The sequence below is a fragment of the Brytella acorum genome, assembly GCF_029309905.1.
Classification (GTDB): domain Bacteria; phylum Pseudomonadota; class Alphaproteobacteria; order Acetobacterales; family Acetobacteraceae; genus Brytella; species Brytella acorum.
On the sequence record NZ_JARBJP010000002.1, the window covers coordinates 605,305 to 622,349 of the forward strand.

General features: G+C 59.8%; 15 protein-coding genes and 2 tRNA genes. 3 read left to right on the forward strand and 14 right to left on the reverse strand.

The window, feature by feature from the left end; all coding sequences use genetic code 11:
- Positions 1–6 precede the first annotated feature (6 nt).
- The 11 genes from PWM43_RS06105 to PWM43_RS06155 all read right to left on the reverse strand — a co-directional run bounded on the left by PWM43_RS06105 (position 7) and on the right by PWM43_RS06155 (position 11,768).
- On the reverse strand, positions 7–1,653 hold the full coding sequence (locus PWM43_RS06105; RefSeq protein ID WP_289841659.1) for a ribonuclease J: 1,647 nt from the start codon (positions 1,651–1,653) through the stop codon (positions 7–9).
- A 17-nt stretch (positions 1,654–1,670) separates the two neighbouring features.
- A complete protein-coding gene (locus PWM43_RS06110; protein WP_289841660.1) occupies positions 1,671–2,498 on the reverse strand; it encodes a type III pantothenate kinase in 828 nt (275 codons plus the stop codon).
- Between the two features lie 10 nt (positions 2,499–2,508).
- Positions 2,509–3,243, reverse strand: a complete 735-nt coding sequence (locus PWM43_RS06115) for a biotin--[acetyl-CoA-carboxylase] ligase (protein WP_289841661.1) — start codon at positions 3,241–3,243, stop codon at positions 2,509–2,511.
- A 12-nt stretch (positions 3,244–3,255) separates the two neighbouring features.
- Positions 3,256–3,330 (reverse strand) — tRNA-Val (locus tag PWM43_RS06120).
- A 50-nt stretch (positions 3,331–3,380) separates the two neighbouring features.
- Positions 3,381–3,665 carry an HU family DNA-binding protein gene (locus tag PWM43_RS06125; RefSeq protein WP_289841662.1) on the reverse strand — a complete coding sequence of 95 codons (285 nt, stop codon included), beginning with the start codon at positions 3,663–3,665 and terminating at the stop codon, positions 3,381–3,383.
- Between the two features lie 190 nt (positions 3,666–3,855).
- Positions 3,856–6,249, reverse strand: coding sequence for an endopeptidase La (gene lon / locus PWM43_RS06130; protein WP_289841759.1), 2,394 nt, complete (start codon positions 6,247–6,249; stop codon positions 3,856–3,858).
- A gap of 210 nt (positions 6,250–6,459) precedes the next feature.
- Positions 6,460–7,728: an ATP-dependent Clp protease ATP-binding subunit ClpX gene (clpX, locus tag PWM43_RS06135; RefSeq protein ID WP_289841663.1), complete on the reverse strand. Its 1,269-nt coding sequence runs from the start codon at positions 7,726–7,728 to the stop codon at positions 6,460–6,462.
- Between the two features lie 165 nt (positions 7,729–7,893).
- A complete protein-coding gene (locus PWM43_RS06140; protein ID WP_289841664.1) occupies positions 7,894–8,523 on the reverse strand; it encodes an ATP-dependent Clp protease proteolytic subunit in 630 nt (209 codons plus the stop codon).
- A 157-nt stretch (positions 8,524–8,680) separates the two neighbouring features.
- Positions 8,681–10,012, reverse strand: coding sequence for a trigger factor (gene tig / locus PWM43_RS06145; protein ID WP_289841665.1), 1,332 nt, complete (start codon positions 10,010–10,012; stop codon positions 8,681–8,683).
- Between the two features lie 167 nt (positions 10,013–10,179).
- A tRNA-Leu gene (locus PWM43_RS06150) sits at positions 10,180–10,264 on the reverse strand.
- A 79-nt stretch (positions 10,265–10,343) separates the two neighbouring features.
- The gene (locus PWM43_RS06155) at positions 10,344–11,768 is read right to left on the reverse strand and encodes an NAD(P)H-hydrate dehydratase (RefSeq protein ID WP_289841666.1); all 1,425 of its coding nucleotides are present in this window, start codon (positions 11,766–11,768) and stop codon (positions 10,344–10,346) included.
- Between the two features lie 131 nt (positions 11,769–11,899).
- Here PWM43_RS06155 and PWM43_RS06160 point away from each other — a divergent pair, with 131 nt between their 5' ends.
- Positions 11,900–12,346, forward strand: coding sequence for a hypothetical protein (locus PWM43_RS06160; RefSeq protein ID WP_289841667.1), 447 nt, complete (start codon positions 11,900–11,902; stop codon positions 12,344–12,346).
- Between the two features lie 137 nt (positions 12,347–12,483).
- On the opposite strand, the gene PWM43_RS06165 is transcribed toward PWM43_RS06160, so the two are convergent.
- Complete coding sequence (locus tag PWM43_RS06165) at positions 12,484–12,630, reverse strand: hypothetical protein (RefSeq protein WP_289841668.1); 147 nt, start codon at positions 12,628–12,630, stop codon at positions 12,484–12,486.
- Between the two features lie 331 nt (positions 12,631–12,961).
- On the opposite strand from PWM43_RS06165, the gene PWM43_RS06170 reads away from it, so the two are divergent.
- Entirely contained in the window at positions 12,962–14,920 is a 1,959-nt protein-coding gene (locus PWM43_RS06170) for a DEAD/DEAH box helicase (protein WP_289841669.1), read from the forward strand.
- Positions 14,921–14,941: 21 nt separating this feature from the next.
- Positions 14,942–16,231: a class I SAM-dependent RNA methyltransferase gene (locus PWM43_RS06175; RefSeq protein ID WP_289841670.1), complete on the forward strand. Its 1,290-nt coding sequence runs from the start codon at positions 14,942–14,944 to the stop codon at positions 16,229–16,231.
- 31 nt (positions 16,232–16,262) lie between these two features.
- Here PWM43_RS06175 and PWM43_RS06180 read toward each other — a convergent pair whose 3' ends face one another.
- Complete coding sequence (locus PWM43_RS06180) at positions 16,263–16,640, reverse strand: HesB/IscA family protein (protein ID WP_289841671.1); 378 nt, start codon at positions 16,638–16,640, stop codon at positions 16,263–16,265.
- A 21-nt stretch (positions 16,641–16,661) separates the two neighbouring features.
- Positions 16,662–17,042: an SUF system Fe-S cluster assembly protein gene (locus PWM43_RS06185; RefSeq protein ID WP_289841672.1), complete on the reverse strand. Its 381-nt coding sequence runs from the start codon at positions 17,040–17,042 to the stop codon at positions 16,662–16,664.
- Positions 17,043–17,045: the final 3 nt, after the last annotated feature.

Here is a 17,045-nt window from a genome sequence, read left to right on the forward strand (position 1 = left end):
ACCCGCTCAGACGCGCAGGAGATGGACGTCGACGAGCGGCCTCTTCTGGAGCTTGCGACCCAGGGCACGACGGAGCGCCGTCTTCGCCGTGTCGCGGAACAATTCGTCTTCACGACGCAGTTCATCCGGGATCGCATCGATCGCATCCGCGAACTCTTCGGTCACGCGCGCGGTTTCCGGATCATCCGCTTCGAGGAGGCCCGGAGCGCTGATCTTCGGCTCCCCGATGACGAAACCTTCGTCATCGACGGCAAAGCTGGCGAGAACGATACCGTTGAACAGCATCTTGCGACGCGCGGCCAGAACGCCGCCCGTCATCGGCAGCAGACGCCCGCCATCCAGTGCGAGGCGCCCGGTGGGCGCCGTATCGACGACCTCAACGGAGCCGGGCGACAGGTTGAGAATATCGCCGTCCTCGAGAAGAACCGCTTCGATCCCGATGTCACGCGCGAGAGCGGCATGGGCTGTCAGATGACGCCATTCGCCATGCGTGGGGATGGCGTATTTCGGACGCACGAGCCCGTAAAGCGTGCGAAGGTCATCGCCCGTCGCATGTCCGGACACATGCACGAGATGGTCACGATCCGTCAGAACCGTCACGCCGCGACGCGTCAGGTTGTCCTGCACAGCCATCACCGCCTGCTCGTTGCCCGGGATCATGCGTGAGCTGTAGATGACCGTGTCGCCCTCGCCCAGCGCGATGTTGGGGTGCGTATCGCTGGCGATGCGGGAAAGCGCCGAGCGGGGCTCTCCCTGGCTGCCGGTGATGATCATCAGCAGCCTGTCGTCCTCCACGGAGTTCGCCTCCTGCTCCGTGAGAAACGGTGGAATATCCTGGAGATAACCGCATTCGCGCGCGGCTGTCTCCAGGTTGCGCAAAGACCGTCCGACGATCATGACCTCGCGTCCGGCAAGACGGGCGGCGCGCGCGATCGAGTCGACACGCGCGACGTTGCTGGCAAAGCAGGTCACGGCAATCCGTCCATGAAGGCTCTGGATCAGCTGCGCCATGCTCTCGCGGACAGAGCCTTCGGTTCCGGATATGCCGCTTTTCAGCACGTTGGTGCTGTCGCAGACCATGGCCAGCACGCCTTCGTCGCCGATCGCGCGAAAAGCCTCGAGGTCGGAGACCGGCCCGACGACCGGATCGGTGTCGAGCTTGAAATCGCCCGTATGCACGACGACGCCCTGAGGCGTGCGAATGATCAGGGACTTCGCTTCCGGAACCGAATGGGTCACGGAAATGAACTGAAGGTCGTAGGGGCCGACGTTGAAATGCTCGTTGCCGCGAATGGTGTGGATTTTGACCTGTCCCACGAGATGAGCTTCGCCCAGCTTGCGTCGCAGCACGGCGGCGGCGAAAGGCGTGGCATAGATCGGGCAGCGCATCTGCGGCCAGAGATGCGCGACGGCGCCCAGATGGTCCTCATGAGCGTGCGTAATCACCAGACCGCAAAGCGCCTTGGCGCGTTCGGCGATGAACGCCGGATCGGGCATCAGCACCTCGGCTTCCGGCGTGTCATTGCCGGAGAACCCGATTCCGCAATCCACGGCGAGCCAAACGCCATCGAGACAATAAAGGTTGAGATTCATGCCGATCTCACCCGTTCCGCCCAAAGGCAGAAAGGACAGACCGTCCCTGTTTTCGTTCATTTCATCTCCCTGGAAATTCAGTTACTCAGTTCAGAGTCGGAAAAGGCGCGGGACTGTCCCGGCGCCGATGTGGGTTTCGGCGAAGAATTGCGCGCCGCCAGCAGGCGCAGTCCCTCAAGCGTCAGTTCAGGAACGACATGATCGAAAAGATCCGTTCCTTCGGAAAACAGGGGCGCGAGGCCGCCCGTGGCGATCACTTTGGGTTGGCCGACCATCTCAAGCGTGATCCGCGAGACAATCCCCTCCACCATTCCCACGTAACCCCAATACAGCCCCGAGCGCATCGCAACCGTCGTGCTTCGCCCGATGGCGGCGGACGGGCGTCCCACGCTGATCCTTGGAAGACGTGCCGCTGCCTGGTGAAGCGCTTCGAGCGACAGATTGACGCCGGGCGCGATGGCGCCCCCACAATACGCGCCATCCCCGTCCACAACGTCAAACGTCGTCGCCGTACCGAAATCGACCACGATCAGCGGGCCGCCAAACATCGTTTGCGCGGCCAATCCATTGAGGCGCCGATCAACGCCGACTTCCTCCGGCGCATCAACCAGCAGCGGATATCCCCACGTCAATTCACGGTTGGCGATAAGCGGCTCGATGGACAGCCAGTCCCGGCAAAAACGCCGCAAATGGTAGAGGGCCGCAGGAACAACCGTGCCGATAATCGCACGCTGGATATTCTTCCCCGTCAGTCCCGCGCGCTCGATGAGGCCGAGCACCCAGACGGCATATTCGTCCGACGTGCGTTGGTCATTCGTCGAGATGCGCCATGAACCGCGCCAGACAGCGCCATCATGAACCGCAAACACAATATTGGTGTTGCCCGCATCGACGACCAGAAGCACTTGGGGCCCTTCAATCTGTCAGTAACACGTCTCCAGCGACAAAAGTCAGGACGCGACCGTGTTCGGTCCACAGAAGAAGGCGTCCTTCTTCATCGAGACCATTGAATAATCCGTAAATATAGCTTTCACCCCGCGAAACCGCAAGCGCTGTCCCCAGAGGGAGCGCACGTCGAAGCCATTCCGCCCGGATATCGGCAAAGCCCGCCTTCTCGAAACGCGATCTCTGATTGTCAAAATTTTCAAGAATTGAATGCGCGATCGCCTCGACAGATGGCAACGAGGCGGCGTTATGTGCTCCGAGACAAGTCACCGCGCGACCTGGAAGGATCGGAGCCGAAGCAACGTTCACCCCAACGCCGACGACAATCCATGGCGTGTCCGAACTGTCCGCTTCAATCAGGATGCCGGCCACCTTCTGACCGTTGATCAGAATATCATTCGGCCACTTGATTTTCATATCCGTCTGAGGCGGCAGAAGATCGCTGAGTGTCGCATGGACGGCAATCGCCACCAGAAACGGGAGCGCGCCCATGAGCGGGGAGAGTGCGGCAGGGCGAAGCAGGAAAGAAAAAGCCAGATTGCCGCCAGGGTCAACCCAATGGCGTCCGCGAGTCCCCCGCCCGGCACTCTGTCGACGGGCCAATATCGCCAGCCCTTGGTCAGCGCCGGACTCAGCCGCCGCGCGACAGTGGTCCGACGTCGAAGAAAGCTCGTCAAATATGTCGAGCCGCCAGTCAGTCATCATGCATGGTTTTCATGGTGGGCGATGACGGGATCGAACCGCCGACCCTCTCGGTGTAAACGAGACGCTCTACCGCTGAGCTAATCGCCCCAAAATCGAGGGTCAGACGAACCGACCCTGCACGCATTGACGCCCTATTTTCAGGAAACGGCGTCCTTAAGGCCCTTGCCCGGCTTGAAGCGGACGGAGGTTGACGCCGGAATGTCGATTTCCTCGCCTGTCCGGGGATTGCGTCCCTTCGCCGCCTTGCGCGAACTGGTGGCGAACGAACCAAACCCGACAAGACGAACTTCCTGCTTTTTCGCAAGTGTCTTTTCAATAGTCAGAAAGACCGCGTCAACTGCTTCTCCGGCCTGTGCCTTCGTAAGTTCGGCAGCTTCGGCAACAGCAGTGATCAGTTCCTGCTTGTTGAGGGGCTTTTCCATCGTACGCCTTCCATGATTTGAAAGAGTGGCGACACCGGAGCGATGTCGACCCGACTCAGGCAGAGTTGAGCGCAACTATGAAGCGGATTTTCCTGCCGTCAACCACCCGACCGCCAGGAATGCCGCTTTGTGTCCTTCCCGCGTCGGGGACGACACATCTCGCGATGCGACGCCCCCGAAAGTTAACCATTTAGTGAGGCAGTTGTGCCGCGGGAGCCGCCGCGGCACGCGCCGCCGCCAACGCCTCGGCTTCTTCATCCCATTCGATGGCTTCGGGCTGGCGTGTCAGCGCGCCGGCAAGGACCTGATCAACATGCGAGACCGGAATGATATGGAGTGCCTTTTTCACATTATCAGGCACCTCCGCAAGATCCTTCTCGTTGTCGCGCGGAATGAAGACCGTTTTGATCCCTGCCCGCGTCGCCGCCAATAACTTCTCTTTGAGACCGCCGATCTCAAGCACGCGGCCCCGCAGCGTGATTTCACCGGTCATGGCTACGTCGCGCCGGATAGGAATTCCGGTCATGACACTGATGATGCTCGTCGCCATCGCCACTCCAGCCGACGGCCCGTCTTTCGGTGTCGCGCCTTCGGGGACGTGCACATGGATATCGCGCTTCTCGAACAGAGATGGCTTGATTCCGAAAGTCGTCGCTCGGGATCGGACGTAGGACAGCGCCGCGGAAACGCTCTCCTTCATCACGTCCCCAAGCTTGCCCGTATTCTTGAAGGCACCTTTGCCGGGAACCATGACGCTTTCGATCGTCAGGATTTCTCCGCCGACTTCCGTCCAGGCCAAGCCGTTCACGACGCCCACCATGTCCTCGGTCTCCGTCTCACCGTGACGGAAGCGGCGAACGCCCGCGTAGACCCCCAGGTTATCCGGCGTGACCGCGACGGTGCCAATTTCGCTCGTCACGATTTGCTTCACGACCTTGCGCGCGATTTTGGCGATTTCGCGCTCGAGGCTGCGAACGCCGGCCTCGCGGGTGTAATAGCGAATGAGATCGCGCAGAGCGTCGTCGCTGATCGACCATTCCTGTGGCTTAAGATTATGGGCTTCCGCCTGTTTGCCGACCAGATGGCGTCGAGCAATCTCGACTTTCTCGTCTTCTGTGTAGCCCGACAGCCGGATGATCTCCATGCGGTCCAGCAAAGGCTGAGGCATATTGAGACTGTTGGCCGTCGTCACGAACATCACATCGGAAAGATCATAGTCGACTTCCAGATAGTGGTCCGCAAACGTCGAATTCTGCTCGGGGTCCAGAACCTCGAGAAGTGCCGAGGCCGGATCGCCGCGCCAGTCGGAGCCCAGCTTGTCGATCTCATCCAGGAGGAACAGGGGGTTGGAGGTCTTCGCCTTCTTCATGCCCTGAATAATCTTGCCTGGCATCGAACCGATATACGTCCGCCGATGACCGCGAATTTCGGACTCGTCATGCACGCCGCCGAGCGACATACGCACATAGTGACGACCTGTGGCACGGGCGATCGAACGCGCCAGGGACGTCTTGCCGACGCCTGGGGGACCGACGAGGCACAGAATAGGCCCCTTGACCTTCTGGGAACGGGTCTGCACCGCCAGATATTCCAGAATACGCTCTTTGACTTTTTCGAGCCCGTAATGCTCGGTCTCAAGAATCTCCTCGGCGGCATTGAAATCGCGAGAAACTTTGGAACGTTTCTTCCAGGGTATGCTTAAAATCCAGTCGAGGTAATTCCGCACGACCGTCGATTCAGCCGACATCGGACTCATGCCTCGAAGTTTCTTCAGCTCCGCGACGGCCTTTTCCTTCGCCTCACGGCTCAGACGCGTCTTCTTGATCTTCTCTTCGATCTCGGCCGTTTCATCACGGCCGTCCTCACCCTCACCGAGTTCCTTCTGGATCGCTTTGAGCTGTTCGTTGAGATAGTATTCGCGTTGTGTCTTTTCCATCTGACGCTTGACGCGATTGCGGATCCGCTTCTCCACCTGCAGGACGCCGATTTCCTGCTCCATATGGGTAAATACCTTCTCAAGGCGTCGGGCTACGGAGACGGCTTCAAGGATCTCCTGTTTCTCCGAAATCTTGAGATTGAGATGGCTCGCAACCGTATCCGCCAGCTTGGAACTGTCCTCAATCTGGTTGAGCGATACCATCACTTCAGGCGCGATCTTCTTGTTGAGCTTGATATAGTGCTCAAACTGCGAAACGGCCGTTCGGCCCAACGCCTCGACTTCGCTGCCCGCAGCGTCTTCATCCTGCACGTCTTCAATCTCGGCTTCGAAATGTCCGTCGACATCCAGAAGGTTTTTGATACGAGCCCGGCGCACTCCTTCAACAAGCACCTTGACCGTGCCGTCAGGAAGCTTCAGCAATTGCAGAATCGTCGAAACAGTGCCGAAACGATATATATCGTCAGGTGCCGGATCATCCTGAGACGCATTCTTCTGCGCGACCAGAAGGATCTGACGATCCTCGCGCGTCACGGCCTCGAGGGCGCGAACCGATTTTTCGCGTCCAACGAAAAGCGGGACGATCATGTGCGGAAATACGACCAGATCACGCAGCGGTAGTACCGCCATGTTGCCATGATCCGTCATCGCTGCTTTGGATACGCCATCAGGCGCCGTATGTTTACTGTCTTCAGTCATGGTCATGATCTCCCCAGGGACGATCCAGGCAGGCGCACCCGTTCATGGCGTGCGCTCCGCCATGGCGACAAACACCATGTGTTCGTGCCGTGTTCAGACTTGTTATGTGTGACGTGAGGCGGCATTCCGCAAGGAGTGCCGCCAGAATGCCGCCCCCGATCAGGCGGACTGCTCCGTCGGCAGAGCCTTCTTTCCCGCTCCGTGAACATAAACCGGCGTCGCCTTGTTTTCCGCGACATCACGGTTGATGACCACTTCCTCGACGGAATCGAGCCCTGGCAGGTCGAACATCGTGCCGAGCAGAATGTTTTCCATGATGGACCGCAAGCCGCGCGCTCCGGTCTTGCGCGCGATGGCTCGCTGGGCGATCTGCTGCAGCGCATCGTCCGTGAAGGTCAGCTGCACGCCTTCCATCTGGAAAAGTCTCTGATACTGCTTCACGAGCGCGTTCTTGGGCTTGCTCAGAATCTCGATCAGAGCCTCTTCGTCGAGGTCTGTCAGCGTTGCGATCACGGGCAGACGACCGATGAACTCGGGGATCAGACCGAACTTCAACAGATCCTCGGGCTCGGCGTTCTGGAGAATATCTCCCAGACGCCGATCTTCCGGATCCCGAACCTCCGCCCCGAAGCCAATGCCCGATCCCTTGCCGCGCGCACTGATAATCTTGTCCAGGCCCGCGAATGCGCCGCCGCAGATGAAGAGCATATTGGTCGTGTCGACCTGCAGAAATTCCTGCTGGGGATGCTTGCGGCCGCCCTGGGGTGGAACGGATGCGACGGTGCCTTCCATGAGCTTCAGGAGCGCCTGCTGGACACCCTCGCCGCTGACGTCGCGCGTGATCGAGGGATTATCCGACTTGCGCGAAATCTTGTCGATTTCATCGATGTACACGATGCCGCGCTGTGCCCGTTCGACGTTGTAATCCGCAGCCTGGAGCAGCTTCAGGATGATGTTCTCAACGTCCTCACCGACATAGCCGGCTTCCGTCAGGGTGGTCGCATCGGCCATCGTAAACGGAACGTCGAGGATGCGCGCCAGCGTCTGCGCCAACAGCGTCTTGCCGGAGCCGGTGGGACCGATCAGCAGGATGTTGGACTTCGCAATTTCGACGTCGTTGTTCTTCTGTGCGTAAGCCAGACGCTTGTAGTGGTTATGCACCGCCACGGAGAGCGCTTTCTTCGCCTGGAACTGCCCAATCACGTAGTCGTCCAGAACTTTACAGATTTCCTTGGGCGTGGGTACGCCGTCCCGCGACTTTACGAGATGGGTTTTGTGCTCCTCGCGGATGATATCCATGCAAAGTTCGACGCACTCGTCGCAGATGAACACGGTGGGACCGGCGATGAGCTTCCGAACCTCGTGCTGCGATTTACCGCAGAACGAGCAGTATAAAGTGTTCTTGGGATCGCCGGACTTACTGTTCATCACCACTCCTCCTCCCCAGCGGTGTCGGCCAGAACCGGCTCCGACAGGGGGAATCAATTCTTAGGCCGAGCACAAAACGCTCGGCAAGACCCCGATATGTCTTTAGGATTACATTTCCAGCATGCGGAGCCGCGTTTGTCGCATGCTCCGGCGATTGTCGAGCGCTCAGCTTGCTGTCTCGGGCCGACGCTCGACAACCTTGTCGATCAAGCCGAATGCAAGCGCCTCTTCAGCCGAAAGGTAACTGTCGCGCTCGAGCTTGCGCTCGATGTCTTCCAGCGTCTGTCCCGTATGCTCACGGTAAATTTCGTTCAGGCGCTGACGGATGATCAGGATTTCACGGGCCTGAATCTCGATATCCGATGCCTGTCCCTGGGCGCCGCCCGAAGGCTGATGTACCATGACACGCGCATTGGGCAGACAGTAGCGGTGTCCTTTTTCGCCGCCTGCAAGAAGCAGGGATCCCATCGACGCCGCCTGGCCGATACACACGGTGCTCACGGGGCTGCGAATATACTGCATCGTATCGTAAATCGCGAGGCCCGCGGAAACGACACCACCGGGACTGTTGATATAGAAGGAGATTTCCTTCGAAGGATTGACGCTCTCGAGATAAAGCAGCTGAGCTGAAATCACCGAGGCAACCTGATCGTACACAGGCCCCGTCAGAAAGATGATGCGCTCCTGAAGCAGGCGCGAATAGATATCGAAAGCGCGCTCGCCCCGGGCAGTCTGCTCGACGACCATCGGCACCAGCGCGTTGTTGAAAACTTCAACGGGATCGCGATCCCACATGGCCACTTCCATTCCCATTCAACCCCGCATCGACATGGATACGTCGCACAGGGGCATTTGCATCATATTGGTATGGCCACCATGTACTCCCAGAAGCGTCTCGTCAAAATTCGCTCCGGGAGTCGCATGAGGTTCGGCAGAGCCGATGACCGGTCGATCAGAACTCGACCGAAGGAATTTCCGCCAGCTCTTCGGGGCTCACTTCTTTCTCCGTGACATCCCCGAGTTCGATCAGATAATCGACAACCTTGTTTTCGAGAATCGGGCCACGGAGGCTATCCATGGCCTGCGGATTTTTGCCGAAAAACTCGAAAACGGCCTGCTCCTGTCCAGGGAAGCGCGTCGCTTCCTGGCGGACGCCCTGAATCAATTCCTCACGGCTTACGGTGATTTCCTTCTCTCGACCGATCTCGGCCAGAAGCAGACCCAGCTTGACGCGGCGTTCCGCAATCTTGCGATAGTCGGCACGGAGCGTCTCGTCGTCCTTGCCTTCGTCTTCTTCATCGATTTCGCCGTTCGAGCGGTCCTGCTCGACGCGAGCCCAGATCTGGTTGAATTCCGCGTCAACCATGCTCTGCGGGGCTTCGAAATCGGTTTTTTCGGCCAGAATGTCCAGAAGCTCACGCTTGATACGCAGACGTGTCAGCTGGGCATATTCGCCCTCCGCCTGCTTAGTGATCAGATCGCGGACCTGCTCGATGCCCTCAAACCCAATCTTTTTGGCAAATTCATCATCCAGCTCCGGATCGACCGGGGTTTTGAGCGCGTTCGCCTTGATGTCGAATGTCGCTTCCTTGCCAGCCAGTTCCTTGGCAGCGTAGTCCGCCGGGAAGGTCACATTGATGACCTTCTCTTCGCCAGACTTCATCTCTTCAAGCTGCTCGGCGAAGCCGGGAATGAAGCCCTCGCCGCCAATCTCGACATTCACGTCCTGGGCCGTACCGCCGTCGAAGGGGGTGCCGTCAAGCTTGCCCACGAAATCGACATTCAGCACATCACCCTGCTTCGCGGGGCGAACTTCTTCAATGATATCGAAGCTGCGCTGACGCTTGGCAAGCTCGGCAAGAGCCTTGTTGACGGTCTCTTCGCTGGGCTTGGCGACGAGACGCGTGAGCTTCAGACCGGAGAGTTCCGGGACCTTGATCTCGGGAAGCACTTCCAGTTCGACCTTGAACTCAAGATCACCCTTGCCGTCCGCGCCGGAGACAAACTCGACACGAGGCTGCGTCGCCGGGCGCAGCTTCTGGTCTTCGAGCAGCTTCGTCGTGGACTCATTGATGGCCTGCTCCATCACCTCACCGTCGATGGAAGCACCAAAGCGCTGCCGGACGACTGAAGCGGGCACCTTCCCCGGGCGAAAGCCAGGCAGATTGATGGTGCGGCCCAGCTCGGCGAGACGAGCGGCACGACGTGCCTCCAGATCTCCAGCTGGCACGGTAACCGTAAAGCCGCGCTTAAGACCTTCGGATTGGGTTTGCGTAACCTGCATCTGCCAGGCAGTCCTCTTTGAACGGGTTGAAATTCCGGATGGTCGACGGTCGCGATATTCGCAGCCCGCGCGCCCCTAAAACAGCCGGACGAAACATTCGACACCCCTATCCGGGCAGGCCAGCGCCACGCCGCGATCAGCGGATATCAGTAAAGCCATGCGACGTTTGGTACGGGCGGAGGGACTTGAACCCCCACGACTTGCGCCACCAGAACCTAAATCTGGCGTGTCTACCAATTCCACCACGCCCGCGCCGTTCGTCACACCCGTAAAACGGGTTTTCAAGGGCGCGGCTTTACATCAACCCGCGCGCGTTGCCAAGCTGTGCTCGTCACTTGCCCAGCTGAATCGCCGCGTCACGTGCCGCGCCGAGATGCTGGTCGAAATTCTCGGCGATAGGCCATGCGCCACTACGCAAACCAGCCTCGCCGTGAATCCAGACGCCCGCGCAGCATCCGTCCCAGGTAGTCATTCCGGCGGCGAGCATCGTTCCGATGACGCCGCTGAGCGTGTCGCCCGAACCGGCGGTGGCCAAAGCCGGACTCGCATGAGCGTTGATAGCGGCCCGCCCGTCGGGCGCAGCGACGATGGTGTCCGGTCCTTTCAGCACGACCACTGTGCCTAATAAATGTGCCGCCTCACGCGCCGCTCCCAGACGATCGCTCCCGGGCTTGCCAAAAAGACGTGTAAATTCGCCAAGATGCGGCGTGATGGCCGCAACGCCTTTCAGCTTTTCCGGCTTTCCGGCGGCCCAACCCAAGGCCCCCGCATCGGCAACAACGGTTCTTGCGGCATCGAGAAGCATCGGGAGAACTTCGCCGACCTCGTCCGTCGTCAGACCCGGGCCGCAGATCCAGACCTTGCGACGTTCATCTTCAAGCAATTCAGAGAGAGGCTCGGCATCCACGATAAGCCCCGGCGGTCCAAGCCGGAAAGCGGCAGCCTGTGCGCCCGCGCTGATGCGGACAAGTCCCGCGCCGCTGGCGCGTGCGCCTGCCGCCGACAAACGCGCCGCGCCGGGCATGGAAGCGCCGGCACACAGACTGACGACACCGCGCGTATATTTATGGCTTTCCGCCGTCATTTCCGGCACGCGCCACAATCCGGGTTCGTTTCTCCATGTAAGGCACGAAATCTCCGCTATCAGCGCCTCAGGCATTCCGATGTCAGCGCAGATAACCTCACCCAGATATTGGCGACCCGGATAGAGAAGATGGCCTGGCTTGAGACGTACGAACGTGACGGTCATTTCCGCCGCGGGCAGGTCGCAAAGAAGCGCACCCGTTGCGCCGTCCACACCGGTCAGCATATCCACGGCGATGATCCGCCGGGCTGCAGCCAGCACGGTCACGATCTGAGCGGAAGGTGGGCGGTTTTGCCCGGCGCCAAAAACAGCATCAATGACGATATCGGCGCGTCCAGCTTCGGATGCTGAGAACGGAACGACCGGTCCGGTCCACTTTTCAGCCGCTTCGGCCGCCGGGCCGCCCGCGCGCGGCGGGGCAAGCGCGGCCACTGTCACGGACCAACCCGCCTGCATGAGATGACGGGCCGCCACATAGCCGTCGCCGCCGTTATTGCCCGGACCGCACAGCACAAGGACGCGGCACGGCGCGGCATGCTGACGCACCGCGCGCGCCACGGCACGACCCGCGTTTTCCATAAGGCGACTGACGGGAACGATGGAGGCCGCCCTTTTATCAAGCTCGCCACATTCGGAAGGGCTGGGAAGCAAAAGTTGGCGCTGATGCATCATGACACTCTTCTTTCCGTCTTTAGTTTCGACTCCGGCGGTCACTCAACCAGAGCGAGTCCCCTTGCGCTATGATACAGAACAAACGAGAACCGCTCCGATCCATCCCGAAAGCCGTCCGGAGTTACCTTTCGATGACTATGATTTTGTGGGGCGCGGTCCTTGCTGCTCACGTTCTCAGCATGGCGTACTGGATTGGCGGCGGACTTTTCGTGACTCTCACGACACGATCCAGCCTGTCCCTCCTCGAAGCGGCGCAGCGACAGAACATATTGCTTCAGCTCTACTCCCGCTACTGCCGCATTCTGATGCATGTGGCACCCGTCTGCCTGATCAGCGGCTGGCTCCTGATCATCCATGTCGGCGGCTTCGCCTCGGTTCCCTGGACGGTCAACGCCATGCAGGCGCTCGGGATCGTCATGATGATCGTGCTGGCAACTATCATTTCCGGCCCCCTGCGCGCGGCACGTCGGGCCATTCGCCCGCAACCCGCACTTTTCGACGCCATTCGCAAGCGCATTCTTCTGATGACCGGCGTCGGCATCCTCACGTCTTTTTTCGCTGCGCTGACGCTCGTCTGAAACGCCCCGAACACGTCTCTCCCTGTTAAAACTTGCGTTATCGCGCGATTCCCGATAACGCACAGGCACCGGCAGCCTCGCATGCCTGCGTGCGATGGCGATTTGATTTGATCGTGAATCAATCTTGCAGACACCAGTCAGACATTCGAGAGCAGTTTGAGCCCCAAGAGCAACGCAGCCGCCACCACCGCCCGCCCTTCCAGAGGACGCAAGGCACCCGCAATTCCGACAGAGGCTTCGGATGCCGTATCCGAAGACGTGCCCGCCCCGCGTACGCGCCGCACTTCACGACGAAACGCCGTCGTAGCTCCCTCGTCTGCCGAATCCGCGACGGCACTTCAGGTTTCCGCGCCCAGGAAGCGCGGACGTCCGCCCAAGGTGCCGGTCGTGCCTTCTGCTCAGCTTTCCGTAGACGCCGCCGTTGAAGCCTCTGCTCCCGAAAATACCGTTCGTCGTGGACGTGGGCGTCCTCGTAAAATTGCTCCAGTTGTCGAGACGCAATCATCCAGCGCGGTGAAGGCTGGCGCATCAAGCCGACGGGGACGTCCGAGCAAGACTTCGGATGTCGCAAATTCGGACGTTGAGAAGGCAGTAGAGACCTCCACCCCGGAAAAGATGACGGTCGCAAAAGAGCCGCGTCGCCGGGGTCGTCCTTCCAAAGCCGTGAGCGCTGAGGCACCTGTCCCGAGCGAAGCACCGGCTACACCCGAATCCGCCGATACAGGCAAGGTTGCCAAAGCGAAAACTGCGTCCGCCTCACGACGGGGTCCGGGCCGGCCGCCGAAAGGCGTCGTCGCAATAAAGGCTCCGGTCGAAGCGACGGCAGAGGAGTCGACGCAGAAAAAACGTGGTCGTCCCCGCAAGGAAGCCGCGATCAAGACAGCCGATGACGCGAAACCTGACGTTGCCTCCGCGACGACGTCCCGCACGCGTCGTGGACGCAAGCCGACAGAAAAATTGACGTCCCCGGCCCTTCCTGTTGAAGCCGATACGAAACCTGACGCTGCTTCTGCCGAAATCGTCACGGTTGTCGATGCCGCCGCAGCAGAATTGCCGGATGAAAATCGCCCGCTTTTCTCGCAGCTTGGTCTTTCCGAACCCATCATGCGCGCCATTGCGGAAATGGGCTACGAGCACCCCACCCCTATTCAGGCCACTGCTATTCCCGTCGTGCTTCAGGGGCGTGACGTTCTTGGCGTCGCACAGACAGGAACCGGCAAGACGGCGTCATTTACGTTGCCGATGCTCGAACGTCTGGCGGGATCGCGGGCCAGAGCCCGCATGCCGCGCTCCCTGATTCTTGAGCCGACGCGTGAACTCGCTCTTCAGGTCGCGGAAAATTTCTCGCTTTATGGCAAGTTTCTGCGCCTTAACCACGCGCTGCTCATTGGCGGCGAGAGCATGGCGGATCAGCGTGCGGTTCTCAATCAGGGTGTTGACGTTCTGATCGCAACACCCGGTCGCCTCATCGATCTTTTCGAGCGCGGTGGCTTATTGTTGAATCAGACGCGCCTTCTGGTCATCGACGAGGCGGACCGTATGCTCGATATGGGATTCATTCCCGATATCGAGCGCATCGTAAGTCTGCTCCCCAAAGAGCGTCAGACGTTGTTCTTCTCCGCGACCATGGCGCCGGAAATTCGCAAGCTCGCGGATGCCTTCCTGAATTTTCCGGAAGAAATCACGGTCGCCCGCCAGTCTTCCGTTGCCAAGACGATCGACGAAGCCCTCGTGGTTGTCGACGAGCATGACAAGCGGCGCACGCTGCGCAAGCTTCTCCGTCATGAGAACGTCCAGAACGCCATCGTCTTCTGCAACCGGAAGCGCGACGTCGATGTGCTCTACAAGTCTCTTCATAAACATCATTTTGCCGTAGGTCATCTTCATGGAGACCTGCCGCAGTCGGTGCGAACGAAGACCCTTGAGCGCTTCAAGGATGGCGAACTGAAGATCCTCGTATGCTCGGATGTCGCCGCGCGCGGGATCGACGTTTCCGGCCTCTCGCATGTTTTCAACTTCGATCTGCCTTTTCATGCCGAGGATTACGTACACCGGATCGGGCGCACCGGACGAGCGGGCAATCAGGGGCATGCTTTCAGTCTGGCGACCCCCTATCAGCACAAGCTGCTCGAGGCGATCGAAGCCTTGACCCAGAAAACCATCGCCCAGCCCGTGATCGAAGGCATCGAAACCCTTCCCTGGGCCGCGGACGACGAACGGCCACCGTCGTCGCGTGACCGTGGGTCGAAGCCAGGCCGTCATGGCGTCAAGCCCGAGAAAAAACCGGACCATCGTGAGTCACGCCCGGAGCGCGAGGAGTCTGTGCCCGTCCGGACCGACGATCGTCCGGCTCATGCGGCGCCTGCCCGCAACGAGCGGCGTCGGGACGACCGTCGTCATGATGGCCGTAAAGGTCATGGGGTTGCTGTCGTCGAGGATTTCGAACTCGACGGCCCTGCGACCGGTTTCGGTTCCGAAACTCCGGCCTTCATGCTCCTGCCGCGCCGCAATACCCCATCCGCGGATGGGGATGCCGGTCGCTCGGGTCCGGTCCAGCACCGTGGTGAGGCCTGAGGCCGTACGGCCGACATCATCATGACCATGTTCCGGGAAGAAACGATCGTCGCCCTGGGTGCCGCGGGCGATGGCATCGTGCATGCGGACGGGCAAACTCTCTTTGTTCCCGGAGCGCTGCCAGGCGAAACCGTGAGGATCCGCGAGGATGGTATTCTGGATACCATCGTCACGCCGTCTCCGGCACGTATCGAGCCCATATGTTCTCTCTTCGGCGTTTGTGGCGGATGTTCACTGCAAATACTGCGGACGGATGCCCTACTCGACTGGAAAATGGGGCGCGTCGAACGTGCTCTCCGGGACGCCGGTTTTTCGGCGCTGCCTTTGCCCCGATCATTCCAGACGGCTGCCAGAACCCGGCGGCGCGTGGACCTGGCGGTACGCCGTGTCGCGGACGGAATCGTCATCGGCCTCCACGGGCGTAATGCAGCGCCTGTGGACATGACGTCGTGTGACGTGATCGATCCGAAGCTCTTTGCGCTTCTAGCGCCACTGCGCGACGTTCTGGCCAGTCTCGGCGCCCTGACCGGCGAAGGCACGCTTCAGATCAACCTTCTGACCAGTGGGCCTGATATTCTGATCTCGACTCTACAGGAATTGTCGTCAAGCGATCGGAACAAACTGGCGAACTTCGCCCGTCTTTACAAAATTCCCCGTATTTCGTGGTCGTTGGATGGAAAAACCGGCACCGACGAAACGGTAGCCCAGATTGCGCCCGTCCAGCAGGTTTTCGGACCGCTCACAATTTCTCCTCCCCCGGCCGTATTCCTGCAAGCGTCCGAATCGGGAGAGCGCGCTATTGTTCAGGCGGTCATGTCGGGAATTCCGCCGCTGAATCGTAAAGATCTTGTGGTCGAGCTTTATGCGGGTTGCGGTACTCTCACCGGCCCTCTTGCCGAAAAGGCCAAGGTTTTGGCTTACGAGGGCTCCGCCGAAGCGGTGAAGGCCCTGCGCAAGGGACGTGTCGGATTGCGTTTCGACGTCGAGACACGCGATCTGGTCCGGCAGCCCGTCCTCGCCAAGGATCTGGGGGCGGCACGCGTGGTCGTCCTCGATCCGCCACACACGGGAGCGCCGCGCCAGATCGAGGAAATCGCCGCCGCCAAGGTAAAGGATGTGGTTTACGTGAGCTGCAATCCGGCGGCACTCACCAAAGACGCTCACAGGCTGGCGGAATCGGGATATCAGGTCGCTGAATGGACCGTCATCGATCAGTTTCTCTGGTCCGCCGAGGTGGAAGCTGTCGTGACATTCACGCGAGATTCAAAGCGTTTGAAAAAACTTGCCAGGAACACGGAAGGTGCGCTCTAGGAACCTTCCGCGCGCACGGGGCCGCTGCTCCTTAGACGTGGAAGCTTTCCCCACAACCGCAACGTCCTTTTTCGTTGGGGTTGGTGAAGGTGAAGCCTGATTCGAGATCTTTGATCTCATAATCCATCACGGTTCCGATCAGGAACAGCGTTGCCTTGCGATCGACGAGCAGCTTCAGGCCGTGATCGACGATCTCTTCGTCCGTGGGAGAGGCGGATTCGACGAAATCCATCTCGTAAGACATTCCGGAACAACCGCGCGATGCGAGAGCGATGCGCAGGATCTGCCCTTTGTTCGCGCCGTCATACAACGTTCGCAGACGGGACGCGGCACGATCCGTCATGGTCATCATGGAAGGCAAAGACCGGCGAACCGGTGTCCCCGATGACGTGGTGGCTGTGTCAGACATGATCCGGCTCCTCGTTTGTTTTCAAAACATGTTCAGGGCGAGACGGGCCTCATCGCTCATGCGGCTCATGTCCCAGGGTGGGTCCCAGACAACTTCAACTTTGGCATCGTTGACGCCGGGGACTTTTGCGATCGCCTCGCGAACCTGCTGCGGCAGTTCCTGCGCGCTTGGGCAGTTCGGGGCCGTAAGCGTCATCTCCACGCCAACACGCCCGTCCTCATGCAGATCGATCGCGTAAATCAGGCCAAGCTCGTAAATATTGACCGGTATTTCCGGATCATACACGGATGCAATGGCCTCGATGACCTGTCCCTCATCCGGCGCACCGGTCGCTTGTTCCGACTGTGGCGTCTCAACCAGCGCCTGAAGAGGAGAAAGAGTCTGGGAAGCAGGTTCGGACATCTT

Coding starts and splice junctions, on each gene's coding strand:
- PWM43_RS06105 (WP_289841659.1), bottom strand. CDS start 1,653: ATGAACGAAAACAGGGACGGTCTGTCCTTTCTGCCTTTGGGCGGAACG.
- PWM43_RS06115 (WP_289841661.1), bottom strand. CDS start 3,243: ATGATGACTGACTGGCGGCTCGACATATTTGACGAGCTTTCTTCGACG.
- PWM43_RS06125 (WP_289841662.1), bottom strand. CDS start 3,665: ATGGAAAAGCCCCTCAACAAGCAGGAACTGATCACTGCTGTTGCCGAA.
- lon (WP_289841759.1), bottom strand. CDS start 6,249: ATGACGGATCATGGCAACATGGCGGTACTACCGCTGCGTGATCTGGTC.
- clpX (WP_289841663.1), bottom strand. CDS start 7,728: ATGAACAGTAAGTCCGGCGATCCCAAGAACACTTTATACTGCTCGTTC.
- PWM43_RS06140 (WP_289841664.1), bottom strand. CDS start 8,523: ATGTGGGATCGCGATCCCGTTGAAGTTTTCAACAACGCGCTGGTGCCG.
- tig (WP_289841665.1), bottom strand. CDS start 10,012: ATGCAGGTTACGCAAACCCAATCCGAAGGTCTTAAGCGCGGCTTTACG.
- PWM43_RS06155 (WP_289841666.1), bottom strand. CDS start 11,768: ATGATGCATCAGCGCCAACTTTTGCTTCCCAGCCCTTCCGAATGTGGC.
- PWM43_RS06160 (WP_289841667.1), top strand. CDS start 11,900: ATGACTATGATTTTGTGGGGCGCGGTCCTTGCTGCTCACGTTCTCAGC.
- PWM43_RS06170 (WP_289841669.1), top strand. CDS start 12,962: ATGACGGTCGCAAAAGAGCCGCGTCGCCGGGGTCGTCCTTCCAAAGCC.
- PWM43_RS06175 (WP_289841670.1), top strand. CDS start 14,942: ATGACCATGTTCCGGGAAGAAACGATCGTCGCCCTGGGTGCCGCGGGC.
- PWM43_RS06180 (WP_289841671.1), bottom strand. CDS start 16,640: ATGTCTGACACAGCCACCACGTCATCGGGGACACCGGTTCGCCGGTCT.
- PWM43_RS06185 (WP_289841672.1), bottom strand. CDS start 17,042: ATGTCCGAACCTGCTTCCCAGACTCTTTCTCCTCTTCAGGCGCTGGTT.